The 16,535-nt window shown below is 66.8% G+C and carries 18 protein-coding genes and 2 pseudogenes; 6 read left to right on the top strand and 14 right to left on the bottom strand.

The features are described from left to right. Positions 1-110: 110 nt before the first annotated feature. Together ACFY0T_RS17555 and ACFY0T_RS17550 are read left to right on the top strand one after the other, a co-directional pair. A complete protein-coding gene (locus ACFY0T_RS17555; protein ID WP_388870671.1) occupies positions 111-689 on the top strand; it encodes a TetR/AcrR family transcriptional regulator in 579 nt (192 codons plus the stop codon). A gap of 89 nt (positions 690-778) precedes the next feature. Next, positions 779-1,219, top strand: a complete 441-nt coding sequence (locus tag ACFY0T_RS17550; protein ID WP_388870669.1) for a PAS domain S-box protein — start codon at positions 779-781, stop codon at positions 1,217-1,219. A 48-nt stretch (positions 1,220-1,267) separates the two neighbouring features. On the opposite strand, the gene ACFY0T_RS17545 is transcribed toward ACFY0T_RS17550, so the two are convergent. Then, entirely contained in the window at positions 1,268-1,564 is a 297-nt protein-coding gene (locus ACFY0T_RS17545) for a hypothetical protein (RefSeq protein WP_388870666.1), read from the bottom strand. A 509-nt stretch (positions 1,565-2,073) separates the two neighbouring features. After that, complete coding sequence (locus ACFY0T_RS17540) at positions 2,074-2,541, bottom strand: SAM-dependent methyltransferase (RefSeq protein WP_388870663.1); 468 nt, start codon at positions 2,539-2,541, stop codon at positions 2,074-2,076. Positions 2,542-2,815: 274 nt separating this feature from the next. Between ACFY0T_RS17540 and ACFY0T_RS17535 the strand changes: the two genes are divergently transcribed. Further along, on the top strand, positions 2,816-3,079 hold the full coding sequence (locus ACFY0T_RS17535; protein WP_388870660.1) for a hypothetical protein: 264 nt from the start codon (positions 2,816-2,818) through the stop codon (positions 3,077-3,079). A 1,395-nt stretch (positions 3,080-4,474) separates the two neighbouring features. On the opposite strand, the gene ACFY0T_RS17530 is transcribed toward ACFY0T_RS17535, so the two are convergent. The 4 genes from ACFY0T_RS17530 to ACFY0T_RS17515 form a co-directional block, all read right to left on the bottom strand. Further along, positions 4,475-5,308 (bottom strand): transposase family protein, encoded by an 834-nt coding sequence (locus tag ACFY0T_RS17530; protein WP_388870657.1) that lies wholly within the window; start codon positions 5,306-5,308, stop codon positions 4,475-4,477. A 66-nt stretch (positions 5,309-5,374) separates the two neighbouring features. Then, positions 5,375-5,836, bottom strand: coding sequence for a hypothetical protein (locus tag ACFY0T_RS17525; RefSeq protein WP_388870654.1), 462 nt, complete (start codon positions 5,834-5,836; stop codon positions 5,375-5,377). A gap of 257 nt (positions 5,837-6,093) precedes the next feature. Continuing rightward, a complete protein-coding gene (gene dctA / locus ACFY0T_RS17520; RefSeq protein ID WP_388870651.1) occupies positions 6,094-7,491 on the bottom strand; it encodes a C4-dicarboxylate transporter DctA in 1,398 nt (465 codons plus the stop codon). Further along, on the bottom strand, positions 7,488-8,606 hold the full coding sequence (locus ACFY0T_RS17515; RefSeq protein WP_388870648.1) for a PrpF domain-containing protein: 1,119 nt from the start codon (positions 8,604-8,606) through the stop codon (positions 7,488-7,490). The genes dctA and ACFY0T_RS17515 overlap by 4 nt, the downstream gene beginning before the upstream one ends. Positions 8,607-8,752: 146 nt before the next feature. Between ACFY0T_RS17515 and ACFY0T_RS17510 the strand changes: the two genes are divergently transcribed. Continuing rightward, positions 8,753-9,658, top strand: coding sequence for a LysR family transcriptional regulator (locus tag ACFY0T_RS17510; RefSeq protein ID WP_388870645.1), 906 nt, complete (start codon positions 8,753-8,755; stop codon positions 9,656-9,658). A gap of 251 nt (positions 9,659-9,909) precedes the next feature. On the opposite strand, the gene ACFY0T_RS17505 is transcribed toward ACFY0T_RS17510, so the two are convergent. From ACFY0T_RS17505 to ACFY0T_RS17490, 4 genes and pseudogenes are all read right to left on the bottom strand, one after another. Then, positions 9,910-10,032, bottom strand: a complete 123-nt coding sequence (locus ACFY0T_RS17505; RefSeq protein ID WP_266529969.1) for a hypothetical protein — start codon at positions 10,030-10,032, stop codon at positions 9,910-9,912. Positions 10,033-10,183: 151 nt separating this feature from the next. After that, entirely contained in the window at positions 10,184-10,486 is a 303-nt protein-coding gene (locus ACFY0T_RS17500) for a hypothetical protein (RefSeq protein WP_388870642.1), read from the bottom strand. A gap of 750 nt (positions 10,487-11,236) precedes the next feature. After that, positions 11,237-11,650, bottom strand: a pseudogene (locus ACFY0T_RS17495) (site-specific integrase); the annotation flags it as partial. Positions 11,651-12,277: 627 nt separating this feature from the next. Then, positions 12,278-12,796 carry an SMI1/KNR4 family protein gene (locus tag ACFY0T_RS17490; RefSeq protein WP_388870639.1) on the bottom strand — a complete coding sequence of 173 codons (519 nt, stop codon included), beginning with the start codon at positions 12,794-12,796 and terminating at the stop codon, positions 12,278-12,280. Positions 12,797-13,054: 258 nt separating this feature from the next. Here ACFY0T_RS17490 and ACFY0T_RS17485 point away from each other — a divergent pair, with 258 nt between their 5' ends. Further along, positions 13,055-13,339 carry a hypothetical protein gene (locus ACFY0T_RS17485; RefSeq protein WP_366139390.1) on the top strand — a complete coding sequence of 95 codons (285 nt, stop codon included), beginning with the start codon at positions 13,055-13,057 and terminating at the stop codon, positions 13,337-13,339. A 236-nt stretch (positions 13,340-13,575) separates the two neighbouring features. Here ACFY0T_RS17485 and ACFY0T_RS17480 read toward each other — a convergent pair whose 3' ends face one another. From ACFY0T_RS17480 to ACFY0T_RS17470, 3 genes and pseudogenes are all read right to left on the bottom strand, one after another. Then, on the bottom strand, positions 13,576-14,058 hold the full coding sequence (locus ACFY0T_RS17480) for a hypothetical protein (RefSeq protein WP_388870636.1): 483 nt from the start codon (positions 14,056-14,058) through the stop codon (positions 13,576-13,578). Between the two features lie 250 nt (positions 14,059-14,308). Next, positions 14,309-14,533, bottom strand: coding sequence for a DUF6959 family protein (locus ACFY0T_RS17475; protein WP_388870633.1), 225 nt, complete (start codon positions 14,531-14,533; stop codon positions 14,309-14,311). Then, positions 14,490-14,624 (bottom strand): annotated as a pseudogene (locus ACFY0T_RS17470) (DUF6959 family protein); the annotation flags it as partial. The pseudogene ACFY0T_RS17470 and the gene ACFY0T_RS17475, both read right to left, overlap by 44 nt. Positions 14,625-14,637: 13 nt before the next feature. Here ACFY0T_RS17470 and ACFY0T_RS17465 point away from each other — a divergent pair. Beyond that, positions 14,638-15,024, top strand: coding sequence for an abortive infection family protein (locus ACFY0T_RS17465; RefSeq protein ID WP_388871512.1), 387 nt, complete (start codon positions 14,638-14,640; stop codon positions 15,022-15,024). Here the strand turns inward: ACFY0T_RS17465 and ACFY0T_RS17460 are convergent. Continuing rightward, positions 14,943-16,295 (bottom strand): phosphatase PAP2 family protein, encoded by a 1,353-nt coding sequence (locus tag ACFY0T_RS17460; RefSeq protein ID WP_388870630.1) that lies wholly within the window; start codon positions 16,293-16,295, stop codon positions 14,943-14,945. The genes ACFY0T_RS17465 and ACFY0T_RS17460 overlap by 82 nt on opposite strands. Between the last annotated feature and the right edge of the window lie 240 nt (positions 16,296-16,535).

Here is a 16,535-nt window from a genome sequence, read left to right as displayed (position 1 = left end):
GCCGCACGCATCCGCGGCGAACGCACCCCGCACTGGTAAAGTGGAGGTACCCCTCCACTGTAGCGGAGGCGCACCTCCGCTTCAACCTCGTTCCCCACCGGGAGGCCCCAGTGACGGCCCAGCCGTTCCCCGTCAGCGAGATCGTCGCGTCCCAGCGGCCGCACCGAAAGGACGCCGCGCGCAACTACGACGCGCTGCTGGCGGCCGCGCGCGAGGCGTTCACGGAGAACGGCGCGGAGGCGTCCCTGGAGGACATCGCCCGCCGCGCGGGCGTCGGCATCGGCACGCTCTACCGGAACTTCCCGACCCGCCGCCACCTGTTCGAGAGCGTGTACGCGGACGAGGTGAACGCCCTCTGCCGGGTGGCCCACGAGGTCGCCGACCTGGAGCCGTGGGAGGCGCTGACGTCGTGGCTGCGGCGGTTCGCGGGGTACATGGTGACCAAGCGGGCCGTCCGCGACGCCCTCAACAACGAGTCGGAGATCTTCCTGGCCTGCCGGGAGTCGATGTACGGGGCGGGAGGCCCGCTCTTCGCCCGCGCCCAGCAGGCCGGCGAGGCGCGCGAGGACATGGACTTCGACGACCTGCTCCGCATGGTCGCGGGCATCACCGCGACGAACTTCCTCGACGACGCCCAGCGCGACCGCGTGCTGACGGTCGCCCTGGACGGGGTCCGCGCTGCCCGCTGAAGCGCCCGCATCTCCCGCGCCTCACAAGGGTTCACCCAGCACTGCATTCTGTATACTGTCGCCACCAATGGCCCCGGCTCGGAGGCGACATGGAAGATCTGGATCCCGAGGTGGTGCTGGGGATGGCTGCCCAGGCACCCGACGGCATAGTGATCATCGACAGTGAAGGCCTGATCCGCTATTGGAACCGGGGTGCCGAGCGCATCTTCGGGTTCTCGGCGGCCGACGTGGCCGGTCGCAGTCTGGACGTCATCATCCCCGAGAAGCACCGGCAACGTCATTGGGACGGCTTTCGGACGGCCATGGACCGAGGGGCCACGAAGTACGGGGAAGCGGACCTCCTGACGGTTCCCGCCGTGGCGGCGGACGGCGGCACCCTGTCCATCGAGTTCAGCGTGGTACTGCTGACCGGTCCCGACGGCGACGCGCACGTCGGGGCGGTCATCCGCGACGTCACCGCGCGACGGGCACGGGAGCGGGAGATGATGCGGCGACGCGCCGAAGCCGCCGCGGACCGTACAGCGGTCTGAGACGCGCTGAGCAGGGAAGCGGTCGCGGCCTCCGGAGCCGTGAGCCAATCACGGCAAGCCAACGGCAGCTTCCCTCGCTCGAGAGCTCGTCAGTAGCAGTCCAATGACCAAGAGCAGGTCCGTCCCGATGGCGTTGAACTCCCCGTCCAGCGTGCGCTCAAAGAAGAGGGCCGACAGCGGGCCGGCCGTTTGAGCTTCGAGGGCTGGGCGGAGCCCCGCGTACTCACGCTTGGAGCGGTGGTACAGCGTCTTGGCTCGTTCAAGGAGCTCTTCTGTCATGCGGTCGTCTCGGAGCACCCTCGTGGCTTCGGCTACGGCAGACGTCTTTGTAAGCAGGGCTTCCACAGTGAGCGGCATAGCCGACGGGCCGACCGCTCGGATCAGCCCGGTGCCGCCGCTTGGTCCTGGAGCTCCCTCCTCCGGATGGCTGCCGTCATGCCCGTTGTGCGGATCTCGTGGGCCATCTGTGAGCCAGCAGGTCAGGCGAGAGAGACTGGGACGGCGTTCCAGCAGGTCACATGAGGTGGGGATGCGGCCAGAGTGACGCTCTTGAAAACCGTCGCATTCGGCACCTTCTGAACTTTCTCTGCCCCATCAAGCCCCGGCTGCGCGCCGCTCCGCCGGGCGCGCTTCCCGGCTCCGCTGCGGGCGCCGCTCCTGCCTCCGGCGGGGGATCGGCCGGCACCGGGATGGAGGGGCGCCGTTCGCGGGTGCGGGTCCGTAGTAGCGTGCGCGGGGAGCTGGGGAGGGTTGTTGGTTGAGGAAGTGGGCGGCTAGCGGCCTTGGTGAAGTTTGCTGCTGATGCTTGAAAGCCCCTACCCAACACAGCGTTGAGCTTCGCCCCCAGACCCTGCTTACGGCTGGAAGTACTCCGACATCAGGCGGCTGACCCATTCCGGCTGCTTGATGTTCACCGGGCGGAACTCCGCCATCGTCGGCTTCAGGTCGATGACCGGGGTGCCCGAGACCGCGTCGAGGCCCACCACCGTCAATTCGCGGCCGTGGACGGATTCGATGGCGCAGCACGTTACCCCGATGCGGTTCGGTCTGCGGGGGCCGCGGCCAGCGAATACGCCAACGGACGGGAGGTCGGAGCGGCCGCGGTAGGGGCGGGGTTCGCGGTAATCGTCGTGTTCCGGGAACTGGTCGAAGATGAAGAGGACCTCCACGTGGGAGAAGCCTTCCAGACCCTGGAGGCACGCCTCGCCGAAGCGCTCGTCGATGGTGATCGTGCTGCGGACGGCACCCCAGTTGTCCGTGTGCTGGACATCCGTCCTGTCGTTCCGGACCGTACCAATCGGTGTGATCTCGAAGCTCGGCATGGCTAGAGGCTATCCTCACCGCGCCCATACCAGCGTCGAGGCCATCGGCACCGCCGTCGACCACGCCCGAACCCGCCAACGAGACCGCATCCAAGGATCAGCAGCAAACTTCATCAAGGTCGCATCGCGCGCTGTGGTGGGTTTGTCAAGAGTGCCCCTCTTCGCTGACACCAGTACCTGACACCAACAGGGCCGGACAGCGGCGGACACCGCCGAACGTCGACGGATAGTCAGTCGAGGCGGGAGACGACTTGGCTGACGTTCCAGGGGCCCCATGATCGACCTGATAAAGATGCTGCCGAACCGCAAAACCTCGGCCCGCCAGGCGTCGGCTGAGTGGCCGTCAACAACAGCAACTGCGCTCCGCCGTCCAGGCAGTGGAACACCCCGGAACTCGGACCGCATGAACGACGCTTTCACCGCCCTGAAGCTGGCGGCCGGGACGGATATCGTGGCCGTGGCGCTGGCCGCTGGCATCATCACTGCCGAGCAGGGCGAACAGATCAAGACTGTATGGGCTACCCACTTGCAGACCTGACGAGCTGCGGCCTTGCAGCAACTAGGTCGCGCCCAGAGTGGGGGTCTAACTGCGTGACAACGCACACGCACAGCGGCGGACAACCGCGCACACTTGTGGACCATCACAGCAGGTGTGAGCCTCACTGGCCCGTGGTCACAACCCAATCCAAGTTGCTTCGGGACAAAGAGGTCATGGGTTCAAACCCCGCCACCCCGACAGTGAAGTACCAGCTCAAGTGCCAGATCCACCGGGTGGATCAGGCCCTTGAGTGGTTCCGGGGGCCGTTTTGGCAGCCGTACTGGTTGCCTGACGCGCCAGGCAAGGGTCAGAGAACAGGTGCTCAGGGCATGAGCGAAGGATCAGTTGTAGTGTCCCGTCGGCCTGAGAGGGGGCAGAGGAAACCAGGGACGGTTGGTGACTTGCCAGACGTCGATGGGACGAAGGGGCACGCAGGTCTGAAGTGGATTCGCCAACCGATGGCACCAACGAGCGAGAGGGGCGGAGCTCTCGGACTGGAGCAGATCTAGCCGCCAGTACCAACGGTGGTCCCGCAGCTGGTCGAGCAGACGCCGGAGTGCCGGACTGGGAGCCGGGGCATCGAAAATGGCCCCTTCCTCACCATCAGGGCGCCAGATCGGCTCGTGAAGGGCCGGACGCCGAGGACCGAGCTCCTTAAGGTGCAGCGTCATGCTCGCTCGTGACCATCGAGACCCAGGCCGCTGGGTGGCGCTTTCGCGCCTGCGGGCGTACCTGTCGACGAATTCCTCGACCCACCGCCTGTTCTCCAGAGGCGCTGGAAGCGGGGCAGGATCCGCCCAGTGGTCCCTGACGACGTAGGTTCGCGTACTTCCGTCCTCGCTCTGTCGCGCAACCCCCCGTTGGCGCATTCGATAGGCCGCTTGGCGGCAGGCACCGGAGCAGTATCGGCGCCGCCGACCGGTGGGAGGCTGCTGCAGCGGCGGCGAGCCACATCCTGGACGCTCGCAGCGCTGAACAGCGACTCGAGCAGCCTCAGCCCGAAGCACAGGCGAATGGCGTGGGCCGTGCGGGACCCGCAATTCCTGGTGCAGGGCATCGGCGTGCTCTGACCCAGCCAGCTGCTCAAGCGCGGCGGCAACGAGAACACGAAGTTCGAACGAATTAGAGAGCCCAAGCTCACAGGCGAGTTGCTTCGTGGGCGCTCCTAGCACGCTGTGGATGAGGGCCGTACGGACGGGCTCCTCCAGTTCGGACAGGGCGCGACCCAATACGTCTTCACCAGCGTGTCGGCCCACGGGATCCCAGTCCGGTCCAAATCCCTTGCGCCTCACGGAACATCCGCCATCTTGAATTCGCTGGTCACGGGGCTGGTGTGGGTGGTGGGTTGTGTACTCGCGCTGGTCGTGGGCGATTGTCTGGCGTCAAGATCGTCTGTCAGCGCGCGATCTCGATGTTGGTCAGTACGAGCAGGGCGCGCAGGAGCGTGGTGGCGTGACGGACGTGCAGGCGGAGCTTTGTGAGGATGCGCCAGTTCTTCAGGTGCGCGAAGGCGTGCTCGCAGACCGCGCGGACAGACGCGATCAGCTTATTGACCTGCTTCTTCGCAGGGATGAGTGGCTTGGTACGGGCGGCTTTGTAGCCGGTGATGACCACGGAGTTGTCCGGGTCGTCGTCCAGGCCGACGAAGCCGAGGTCACCGATGGCACCCAGCTCGACGGCCCGCAGGCGCTCGACGAGCTTGTTGTAACGGGCGGTGGTGATCTCCGAGGAGCGTCCCGGGCGGGCCGCGGACAGCCACAGCAGCCGGCCCTTGTCGTCGGTGAGGGCGAGGAAGAGCAGGCCGTGGGCCTTGTGTTTCCCGCTGTAGTTGCGGCGGTTGGCCGCTCCTGTGCGGCGCCGGGTGCGGATCAGGGTGCCGTCGATCAGGACGACGTGGCCACCCGTTCGGATGACTTTCTTCAGCACGCGCTCCAGGCGCTGGGCCCGAGCGGCAAGCAGTTCGATCACCTCCAGGACCCAACGACGCACCGTCGTGGCGGAGATGTGGTTGCCGCCCGCCATGTCGGCAAGCCGCTGGTCATGGCGGAGAACCGCGAGGACGATCGTGGCGATCTTCCCGGCCGGCAGCTTCCGCCACCGGGAGCGGATCTTCTTCAGATGGCCACGCAGCAGGTCGCCGAGGAAGGTCAGGGTGGCTGTGGACAGCTGCAGACTGGACTGGTAGACAACCGTCTCAGTGCCCCCGGCAGGGCTGGTTTTCTTTGACATGATCTATCAACTGCCGCCGGGGGCATCGGCGTTACGGCCCGGGCGCATGCCGTTGCTGGACCACACTCACAGCGTGGTGGTGAACTTCCCGTCGGCCAGCTTGCGCAGCCAGCCCCGCTCGGCCAGTCGGTTCAGCTTCGAGCGCATCGCCTCCGAGCGGGCCGGCTCTTTGGACATCCCCAGCTCACCGCAGACCTGCTTGACCATGACCGGCGTATCCGCCCGCCGCACCACGTCCATGATCCGCTGGTAGTCCGCGGGCAGTACCGTCTCGTCTGTGTCGCGCTCGCGCTGCGGCACCAGCAGCACCGCGCGGCCCGCGACCTGGCCGCTACCCCCAGGCGTCGTCCTCGTTTCGGCGTGCAGCTGCTCGGCCAGCCGACGCGCGACCCGCTCGGCGACGGTGAGTTCCTCGAGCTCGTCGCGCACCTCTTGAAGCTGCTGGCTCAACTTCTCTGCCTGCAGTTCCAGTTCGGCCCTGCGGGCCGTGATCAGTCCATGAAGGTCCGGTTCCGCATCCCTGGCCACCTGACGCACCTCCCGCCCGGATCGTACGGACAGGTACCTCGCTCACGCCGGGGAATCCGTGGATCTCTGATCACCTAAACGGCAGAGGATGCGGGAGTTCAGTGCGGCGTTCGCCGGACTTGATCAGCGGTTGGAAGACTAGGCGTACGGGAGGGCCAGATGTTCCTGATCAGGCCGGACGGCGAGTATGACGTCCTGTTGAGACGCGGGCGGGGCGGCCCGGAGCGTCTGCTCCGGGCCGCCCCGCCCATGCGACGTCAGCGTGCGGCGGGGACGGGGTCGTGGGTTGGTGCGGGTGTCTCCTTCGGATCGAGCTCGGCTGTCACCGCGGAGGGAGCGGGGGTGGGGGCGTAGGGGATCTCTCCGCGCAGGACGGCCTTGGCGCGGTCCTCGTCCAGCTCGCCCTCCCACCGGGCGACGGCCAGGGTGGCGACGCCGTTGCCGACCAGGCTGGTCAGGGCGCGGGCTTCGGACATGAACCGGTCGATGCCGAAGATCAGCGCGAGGGCGGCGACGGGGACGTGCGGGATGGCGCTGAGGGTGGCGGCCAGGGCGATGAAGCCGGAGCCGGTGACGCCTGCGGCGCCCTTGGAGGTGAGCAGCATGACGGCGAGCATGGTCAGCTGCTGGGTGAGGCTGAGGTCGATACCGAGGGCCTGGGCGAGGAAGACCGAGCCCATGGTCAGGTAGATGGCGGTGCCGTCGAGGTTGAAGGAGTACCCGGCGGGCAGCGTGATGCCGACGACCGGTTTCGAGGCGCCCGCGTGCTGGAGCTTGGCCATCATGCGCGGCAGAACGGGCTCGGTGGAGGAGGTGCCCAGGACGATCAGCAGTTCTTCCTTGATGTAGCGCAGGAAGGGCAGCAGTCGCAGTCCGTTCAGGCGCATCACGGTCCCGAGGACGACCAGGACGAAGAAGAGGGCGGTCAGCCAGAATGAGCCGACCAGCAGGGCCAGGTGGCGCAGGGTGCCCAGACCGTAGTTGCCGATGGTGAAGGCCATCGAGCCGAACGCGCCGATCGGAGCCAGCCGCATGATCCACCGGATGAGCGTGAACAGGACCGTGGAGAACTTCTCGATGCCCCGGGCGATGCCCAGGCCGGCCTCCCCGCTGGCGTGCAGGCCGAAGCCGAACAGCACCGACACCAGCAGCACCGGCAGGATCTCGTTGCCGGTCAGGGCGCTGACCAGGGTGGCCGGGATGATGGCGAGGACGAACTCGGCGAAGCCCTCATGGGCCGTGGTCGCCTCCGGCGGCAGGCCCTTGGCGGACAGGGTCGAGACATCAACGTGCAGACCGCTGCCCGGCTTGACGACGTTGACGACGACCAGGCCGATCACCATGGCCACGGTGGTCAGCACCTCGAAGTAGACCAGAGCCTTCAGGCTCACGCGGCCGACCGCGCGGGCGTTGCCCATGGAGGCGATGCCGTGGACGACCGTGCAGAAGATGATCGGCGCGATGAACATCTTCACCAGCGCGATGAAGCCGTCGCCGAGCGGCTTCAGGTCAGCGCCGACGGACGGCCACAGCCCGCCCACGGCGGCGCCGAGGAGGACGGCGATCAGGCACTGGATGTAGAGGTGGGACAGCATCCGGCGGATGCGGCCCGGTGGTGCGGTGACGGTACCCGGGGCGGCGTCGTTGCGGCTCATGCGGGGCGTCCTTCCAGGACGGGAACGAGGAGTTCGGCTCGGGCGATACGCCGGGCGGCGCGGTGCAGGAGCACCGTGGGGGACGCGCCGTCCGGTGCGGGGACGGCTTGGGTGGTGATCACGCCGGCGGGGGTGCCCAGGCGCAGCGTGCCGTCGGCGGTCTGCCGGGCGACGCGGTGGGCGAGGGTGCCAGGGATGGCGGCGGCCGCGGCCAGGGCCACGGCGGAGGTCAGGCCGATCGCCGGGTGCGGGGCGTGCATGGAGACCATGCGCACGGCCAGGTCGTACTCGTCCTGGTTGACGAGTATGCCCTGTGTGGTGCGATAGGGGGCAGGCCGGGCGACGATGCCCACCTTCGGCACCGCGTGGCTGACCGGATCGCCCTCGCGGGCCAGGCCCATGGCCAGCGCTGCCTGGCGGCGCAGCAGTGTCAGCGCGGGCACTGCGGTGGCGAACGCGGTGAGGGATTCCGTGCCATCGAGGCCGAACGCCTTGGCCTCGAACAGCGCGGCCGGAGCGCCGGCGTCCACCAGGGATGCCTCGACGGGACCGTCCGGGCCGGTCAGCTCGTCCAGTGCCCGGCCGGTCGGCAGTGCGCGGCCGGTCGTCGAGCCCGTCGGGTCCTGAAACCCGAGCAGGACCGGCACGCCGGGCGCCGAGGTACCCGGGACCACGGCCGTGCCCTCCTCCGGGGCCACGCCCGCGGGGGTGGGGATCGTGCCGGTGAGGCGGGCCCCGGTGTTGACGTTGAGCATGCGGACGGTGGTGGTGTCCGACGCGATCGGCACGAGATCGTGGTGGACGGCGTACAGGGCCACGGCGGTGGCGCAGTTGCCGCAGTTGCTGGCCCACTCCACGCGCTCGTCGCCGATTCCGACCTGTGCGAAGGCGTACTCGACATCCACACCGGCCTCGGTCGACGCCTGTACGACGGCGGCCTTGGAGGTGGTGGAGGAAGCGCCGCCCACGCCGTCGATCTGGCGGGGGTCGGCGGCGTTGAAGGCGGCGAGCAGCAGGGCATCGACGTCCACGCCCGTGGCGGCCACGCCGCGGTGGTCGAAGATCCAGCACTTGCTGGTTCCTCCGCGGATCATCTCGCCCTGCAGACGCAGCACAACTGACTCCTCACAGACGTGGAAGGGGAAGCCCACCGACGGTCTCGCCGTGCGTGGTGTCCTCCACGGTGGGTTACGGCAGCGTGAAGTACAATCTCGGAAATCTGCATGGCTATTAAGCTCAAGTGAACGCTGGAGGTGGCGGCATGCTCGACGTCCGGCGCATCCTGCTGTTCACGGAGGTCGCCCGGCGCGGCTCGGTGACAGCGACCGCCCGCGCCCTCAACTACACCCCGTCAGCGGTATCGCAGCAGATCAGCCGCCTGGAAACAGAGGCAGGCCAGCCCCTGCTGGAACGCCACGCCCGGGGCGTCACCCTCACCGACGCCGGACAGGCGCTGGCCGAACGAGGGCAACGGATCGCACGCGAACTGCAGGCCGCGGAAAACGAACTCGCCGACTACGCCGGCCTGCGCGCGGGCACCCTGCGCATCGGCACCTTCCCCACCGTCGGCGCCTCGCTCCTCCCGCAGGCCGTGATCGCCTTCCGGGACGCCCACCCCGACGTACGGCTGACCGTCCGCAGTGCCCGCATCGCCGGACTCTGGACGATGCTGGAGAACCGGGAGATCGAAATGTCGCTGATGTGGGACTACGACTGGAGCCGAATCGACCGGGAGGACATCGTCATCACCCCACTCCTCGATGACCCGCCGGCCCTTCTCGTCAGCGGCCACCATCCACTCGCCGGCCGCGACGCCGCCTCACTCGCCGACTTCGCACACGACCCCTGGATCACCCGCGCCGAACATCACCCGGTGGCCGAAGCCCTCGTCCGCGGCTGCCGCGCCGTCGGCTTCGAGCCCCACATCGCCTACGAGGCCCACGACTACCAGGAAGCCCAGGCCATGGTCGCCGCCGGCATCGGCGTCGCCCTCGCCCCCACCCTGGCCCTGGAGGGCATCCGACCCGGCGTCAACGTCCTGCCCCTCCAGCCGCCGGCCCCCATCCGCCGCATCCTCCTGGTTCGCATGGCCGACCACTCGCTCACCCCCGCCGCCCTGACCTTCGCCGGACTCCTCCGCGACACCGCCGCGGCCCGAACACCCTGACGCTGACACCGAACCACGCCCACCGGTCATGGAACCGTCGCGCTCACCGCCGCCAATCCAGGCCCCGCGCTTCGGTGTTGGACGTGGGCAACGGGCGGCGGCAAGCAACCCTGGCCATACGTTGGGTTCGTGATCCGGAAGGAGCACGGGGTCCGAGGTGGGCGCGGCGAGCGTCGGCTCCGGCAGTGACAGGCCGAGGGCATGGTCGATGTCTTCCACTGCGGGGTGATGGCAGTGGGCGGTCCGCCTGGTCAGCGGATCCGGGGCAGCGCCCTGTCCGGGGGCGCGGCTTTCACGTACTTGACGGCGATCTCGAGGTGGCCCACCTGAAGAACTGGCGCATCCTCACCAAGCTCCGCCTGCACGTCTGTCACGCCACCACGCTGCGCCCGCTATTTCTGACCAACATCGAGATCGCGCGCCGACAGACGATCTTGATGTCGGACAACCGCCCCCGACAAGCACGAGTGCACAACCCACCACCCACACCAGCCCCGTGACCAGCGAATTCAAGATGGTAGATCCTCACGGTGTCACCTCTTCGGTGCCCGCCTCAGAGGGGGACACTGATTCCCTGTCAGCTTCAACGGCTGCCGTGGTCCCGGCAGCGGTGAAGCCAGTGCCAGACAACACCTGCCGCAGCCGGAGCCCCAGGCATCCAACCATGCCGGCCAGTGCGTGGCTGCTGATCTCAAGCACTTTGGGCACGTCTTCAGTTCGGGCCCGGCGCATGGCCTGCCCGGCGATGCGCCCGTGAACCACAATCGCGGCCAGCAGCACGGCAACCACCATCGAGACCATCAGCGTGATCAGGGCGAAAGATGGCACAGAGCTCTTCCTCTCTACGGAGCCGAAAACGCCGAAGGCCCCCGCAGCTACGGGGGCCTTCGGCGAAGCGAACAGCAGAAAGGCCCGCCATAGGGCGGGCCTCATCGAGTGTGGGCACAGTTGTGCCCGACAGAGAGGAACGCTATCGCGAAACCACAGCGGTCGCGTAGGAGTTCAGGAAAATGTCACCACCGCTGGTCAGTGGCGGTGCAAGTCAACCCCGACCGTCACTGCTCGCGTCCAATTGGCAACACAACGTCCAGTTTAGTGCACGGTAGCTTCCTCGGTTTCGTAACCGACCTCCGCGTCCGCAGGTTGCAGCTGCGGCTGAACCAGCGGTTGACGGGCATCCGCTGGCGGTTCCTGTACAGCAGCGGAGTACAGGAACCACCGCAACCGCAGCCGACTGGCAAAAGCCTTCGAAGACCCCACGCCCAGCGTCCTAGACCGCAATGGCCGTCCAGCCGATAGTTCGACGCGAAGAGGTGCGTGCCAGACGCGTGCCAGATGCAGCGGGGAACCACGAGGAACACCGGGGAACGCACTCCGCGGCCATCGGGTGCCAACACCGTTCCGCCGCAGGTCAGCAAGGTTTCCACCGCTGAATCACCCTAGCTTCCCAAGCTGAGAGCGCGAGTTCGATTCTCGTCACCCGCTCCATATCAAACCCCCAGGTCATGAACCCGGGGGTTCTTTGTTGTCTAGACCGGTGTGCGGCATGCGCACCACAACCGCACCACAAGGGCTCGGCTAGCTGCCGGTGGGCTTCTGCTTGTGGTGCGCGCGGTCGTCCTTGTGGTGCTTCGCTCGCTCGGCGCGGACCATGTCGTCGAGCCCGGAGGCTACGTCCCGCTGCCGCTCCTCGTCGGAGTGCTGATAGATCAGCGCGGCTTTCTCGGAGGACTGCCCGGCCCGGACCATCGTGTCTTTGAGGGTCGCGCCCGAACGGGTCGAGAGCGTGTGTCCAGTGTGACGAAGGTCGTAGAGCCGGAAGCCGTCCGGGAGGCCGACGACCGCGCGGGCACGACGCCGCTTCCGACCGAAGGAGGTGCGCCGGAAGGGCGCACCCTTCTCGCCGACAAAGACCAGGCCCTCGGGTCCCTTCTCGGCGAACCAGGCAAGGTGCTGTTTCACCTCCTTGTGCAGGAAGGCCGGGAGGACGACGGGACTGGACTTGTGGGGCGAGGACTCCTCCGGGCTGGAAGGCCAGCCGAACCCCTTCCTGTTCTGTGACACCGACCTATCGCCGGACAGCTCCCCGTGGCTTGCGGGCCCAAGCCTCTCTGAGGGGTGCAGCGAGGAACCGCCGTTCTAGCTCCGCCTGGTCCGTGATCACCGAGTCCTGCCGATCGCTGAGTTACAACCTTCTCTACGGGTTCAAGTGCCCGCGCAAGCGCGGGCTGGCCCCCAGGGCCCGGCCCCTCTGCGCCTTCGGCGCCGGGGCCGGGCCCTGGGGCCGCAGCAAGCAACGGCCCTGAGTGGAGACCTAGACACGGAGTCCCCCTGGCAGGACAAGCCTCCGGGGGGAGCGGTCAGGCTCCGAGATGGACGGGGCGCCGTTCGCGAGTGCCGGCTGGGTGTGGCGTGCGCGGGGAGCTTCCATCCCGTCTGCCATCGACCCAGGCAGAGCCGAGCAGACGCGGCCCATGGCGTCCAGGTCGTTCGTACAGTGGCGCGCTCCACCTGGACGCCATGGACCAGGCCCGCTCCACGGTGTGTGGGCCGACGGCAGACGGGATGGAAGTTAGGGGCTGAGGTGGGTTGAGGCCAGCGGCAAGCGGCACGGCGTAGTCAATGACCAGCACGGGCATGCCTACTCGGGCAGTTCTCCTCGTGTATGCGGAACTGAGAGTAGGGTCCCGGCTGGATCCAGCCTTCCAGCCATCCGGTAAGCCACTGTGCGAGCGACAGTGTGGTCGGCACCAGAACACAACAGTCGTTGGGATCCCAATCCCAGATGTGTCCTTCTGGAGTTCCGAAGTCGACCAACGTCCACATGGCGCAGCCACGGTCCATGAGCGGGACAACCCCCGGTGGCAGTACAGGATCGATGGACGAAGCCCAACTGCGGTGAACCTCGATGATGTCCTGTTCGTCGCTGTACCACTCACCGTTGTCAGTCAGCGACACGCACTGCCAGATGCCGAATCCGCCGTCGGCGACCTCAAGATACAAGCGCCGCAACAAGTGGGGGAGCGTATGGCCGATGGCTGCCTCCGCCCTCGCAACGTCTGCGGGTGAAGCCGGTGGCGGTAGGCCTCGGTCAGAGACGGCTACACGGACCGCCTCGATGAGCTCGTCTTCAGTCATGTCCTGTCCCCCTGTGCAGCGATCTCCGGATGCAAGCCCCCTCGCCACGGTTGCGGAGCCTACCTATCGAGCAGAACGGGCCGTGCCCCGACGTGCCACTCTCGTGCCAGAACGGGCGGGGACTCACGGGGAACCAGGGTTTGCAGGGTGCCTTCGGCCGAACTCTGCCTAGGTACGGAATCCTCAGGTCACGCGCGCGGTCGCCCAACCTCGCTCCTAAAGCGGTGGTCCACACCCGGCGGGTGGGATCATCCGTGGATGGCAGACGCGCAGCTACCCCCGGGGTGGACCCTTCAGCAAATCGCCGACGTATCCGGGGACCAAGAGGCTGTTGTCCTAGACCCAAACAGGGCGGTGAAGTGGGTGGCCTTCGACGGAGCCGACGAGGTGCTGCAACCAGAAATCGTGCTCGGGTTCCACAGTCTGTGCCTCGTGAAGCCAGTCCACGACGACGACTGGTACATGGGCAGCCTGTACGAAGACGGCAGCATCGACTGTTGGACAGCCTACGGCGACCTATACGAGGCACTACGCGGCCTGTAGGGGCACAGGCCGAGAGTCTACGTAACTGCGCTACAACGACCCCACACCGAGGCGGACGTCCACGGACTCTCGCGAACAGTTCACACAGGTCAAGGACCGTTGAGCCGCAGCCCATCGGGTCGGACGCATTGCTTTCGGGACGAAGTGGTCATCGCCCAAGGGCCAGGCACCGGGTCGACGTCCTGTTCGCCAGCTCCGCGCTGGCACCTTCTACGAGTCGAGTCCAGCCTCAGCGGTCAGCTGGACCGCGGGTCCGTCATCAGCACCACGCGGTCCGCAGCAGGATCGAACCCGAGCACTCGGTTCCCGTAGTCGCCTTCGGCGGTCATGGCCACCGGCTTGCCCAGCCGCCGGCCGACCGCGGCCAGAAACCCGCACAGCACGTCCACTCCTGCCTGGCCCTGCAGCTCGTGAAGGTCGACATCGAAGTCGATCTCCTCGGCAGACATCGGACGGAAGATCACCAGCACGCCCGGGACGGGCCAGACCCGCAGATCGACCGTCTCAGCATCGGCACGCGTCAGCACCTCCGCCGCAGGAGGCAGCGGCCCGGCGACGCCACCCTCCAAGTATTCCCACGCCCAACCGCTCGACCGGACCAGTTCGAACACCACCTGCCAGTCCTCCACCGAGGTGCCCTCCACAGACACGTCCGGCAGAGCACCCATCAAGTCAGGGTCGAAGAAGTTCCTGACGTCGTCCCACAGCAGATCCGGCATCTCGCCATGCTGGCCGCCAAACCCATCAAGCGCAGCCCGATTTCCTTGACGAACCACATAGAGGCACCCCAGGCATGGCCAAGGCTCAACTTCCGAGTCGTGCCATTCGCGTGCCAGATCCTGCGGGGACTCACGGGGAACAGCGGGGACCAGGCCACGGATCTCCAGATACTGGAACCCGCTCCGCCGCAGGTCAGCACCGTAATTAGCTCTAGAGAACCCAAGCTTCCCAAGCTGAGAGTCCAGCCACTCAGTACGGCCGCTGAATCTGGTGCTCTTCCAACGCCGTGGAGTAGCGGGTCAGCAGAGCGTCGAAGTGCGCCAGTAGAAGGCCGGCGGACTCTCCCGCCTTGGCCAGGTCGCCAAGTTCGCCAGGCCTCCACCAACTCAGCCATGTCGCTGCGAAGGATGTGGAGGGAGTCGCCCTGGACCAGCACACCGGGGAAGCGGCGACCGGGCAGGCGAACCACAGCATCGTTCCCACCGTCAGTGAACAGCTCAGCCTCAACGCGCTCCATCGGGCCATCCAAGCTGACATCACCAGCACTGATACAGAGCGGCAACATCAGTGGCCATCCGTTGCACGAAGGCCGTTCCAAAAGCTCGTCTCACAGCGCACCTCCGCAGCTAAAGCTGGAACAGCGTCCGCTCCTGACCGACCACCGCGCCGCGCAGAAGATCCTTCGCACGCTGTCGACTACGGTGCGGTGTCTTGCCGAGCTACGCAATCAACTGGGTTTGGGGCATGGCCGCACCACCTCCAGCCCTGCCCTCACGCGGCACGCACGGCTCGCGCTCAACAGGGCGGTCACCTCACGGAGTTCCTTCTCGACACGTGGCAGGAACGCGTCGAGAAGGGAACTCTCAAGATCGCTGGCTGATGCCTACAGCACTGGTTCGGGTTGCGGTTCCGGTTGCCGCGCTGGTGCGGTCCTCGGTTGCCACAGTGCGATGTTCCTTACGTAGCCGTAAACCACTGAGGTCATCGCCAGCATGAGAAGTGGTCCGGACACCCACGGATGCTTGGCCATCTCCAACGGCAGATAGCGATAAGACACCAAGAGCGCAGCGAAGACGGTTGCGCCGTAAGCGACCAGCTGGGTCCCTGATCGATCCCAGCCGCGGTCGAGCGAGCGCAGAGCTGCCTCGATCGTGAGCGTAAACACCACGCCGGCGATGAGATCCGCGCCGTAGTGGTAGCCAAATCCCAGCGTTGCGCCGAGCGTAGCCATCAGCCAGAACGTGCCTGCGAATCGCAGAATCCGTGGGCCCTTCCGGGAATGAATGAAGATCGCGGTAGCCCACGCTGTATGCAGGCTGGGCATGCAGTTCCGTGGGGTGATCTCGTCGAATGGCATGTGGTGCGGGGCATTGATCGGCGGCGGCGTTTCCGGCCACAGGTTGGCCACCGCCCATTGCTCGCTGGGCGGCGTTTCCGACCACAGGCTGACCGACGCCCAGTGCTCGGCGCCGGTGCCATAGGCGAAGATCGGTCCGACCACCGGGAAGATCATGTAGATGGCCGGCCCGAGGAGGCCGATCACCAGAAAGGTGCGCACCAGATGGTGCCCCGGGAAGCGGCGCTCGACCGCCACGTTACGCAGTTGGTACAGCGCGACGATGACCGCGGCCACCGCGAGCTGACCGTAGACGATGTCGAGAAAATTGAAGCCGATCGGGCCGGTGGCCGTGACAATCCGGCCTACCAGCCACGACGGGTTGCCCAGCGCGTGATCGGCGGTTGCCACGTACTGATCGAGCACCGTTGGACGGGTCTTGGAGGTGATGAGTAGCCAGGTGTCGCCGGTCTTGCGGCCGGCCACCAGCAGCAGGCCCAGCCCGACGCCCTTCAGCAGCAGGACACGTTCCTGGCCGGTGCGGCGCGTGACAGCGATGACCGCATAGCCCAGAATCACCCACAACGCGCCGTTGCCGAAGGGGTGGCCGTCGGTCAACTTGGCGTCGACCGCCCACCGGACCACCAAGAAGGCGACGTCGATACCGATCGCGGCACCAGCCGCGATGAACCGTTGCCGCCAGGTGAGCACCACCATCATCAACGCCATACCGGCGTACAACAGGAAGCCTGATTTGGGGGCGAATATCACCTCTCGCACCTGGTTGGTGATCGGCCCCGGCAGGCCGTAGCGACGTGCGGCAATCTCCAGCGCGATGAGGAATCCGAGGGCCGCGACACCCGCCACGGCCCAGAGTCTCGCCCGTGGTTGACGCCACACGGAGAACGCGATTCCGCACTTTATTCGCGAAAAAGCCTGCGATGGTATATATCTCAATTTTCGGCCGATTTTCTACACTTTGATTGAAGGTCAGGGTGGGTTTCGCTCGTCACCTTCCGGTCGGGCCACTTTCTCCCTCACGAAGAGCGGCCCGCCCGATGGGGGAAGGCGGAAAGATCACACTCCGGGTTCCGCCTCGCTCTTGGTGTGGCACGGGACGCGTCGCCCGATCGTTCGCTC

The organism is Streptomyces sp. NPDC001530 (genome assembly GCF_042894545.1).
Taxonomy (GTDB): Bacteria; Actinomycetota; Actinomycetes; order Streptomycetales; family Streptomycetaceae; genus Streptomyces.
This window is presented reverse-complemented; position numbering and strand designations above follow the sequence as displayed.

What these genes read in the sequence shown, in the direction of transcription:
- ACFY0T_RS17535 (WP_388870660.1), top strand. Translation starts at nt 2,816, where the DNA reads ATGATCGACCTGATAAAGATGCTGCCGAACCGCAAAACCTCGGCCCGC.
- ACFY0T_RS17485 (WP_366139390.1), top strand. Translation starts at nt 13,055, where the DNA reads ATGGCAGACGCGCAGCTACCCCCGGGGTGGACCCTTCAGCAAATCGCC.
- ACFY0T_RS17475 (WP_388870633.1), bottom strand. Translation starts at nt 14,533, where the DNA reads ATGCTGTGGTTCGCCTGCCCGGTCGCCGCTTCCCCGGTGTGCTGGTCC.
- dctA (WP_388870651.1), bottom strand. Translation starts at nt 7,491, where the DNA reads ATGAGCCGCAACGACGCCGCCCCGGGTACCGTCACCGCACCACCGGGC.
- ACFY0T_RS17550 (WP_388870669.1), top strand. Translation starts at nt 779, where the DNA reads ATGGAAGATCTGGATCCCGAGGTGGTGCTGGGGATGGCTGCCCAGGCA.
- ACFY0T_RS17480 (WP_388870636.1), bottom strand. Translation starts at nt 14,058, where the DNA reads ATGCCGGATCTGCTGTGGGACGACGTCAGGAACTTCTTCGACCCTGAC.
- ACFY0T_RS17490 (WP_388870639.1), bottom strand. Translation starts at nt 12,796, where the DNA reads ATGACTGAAGACGAGCTCATCGAGGCGGTCCGTGTAGCCGTCTCTGAC.
- ACFY0T_RS17540 (WP_388870663.1), bottom strand. Translation starts at nt 2,541, where the DNA reads ATGCCGAGCTTCGAGATCACACCGATTGGTACGGTCCGGAACGACAGG.
- ACFY0T_RS17510 (WP_388870645.1), top strand. Translation starts at nt 8,753, where the DNA reads ATGCTCGACGTCCGGCGCATCCTGCTGTTCACGGAGGTCGCCCGGCGC.
- ACFY0T_RS17530 (WP_388870657.1), bottom strand. Translation starts at nt 5,308, where the DNA reads ATGTCAAAGAAAACCAGCCCTGCCGGGGGCACTGAGACGGTTGTCTAC.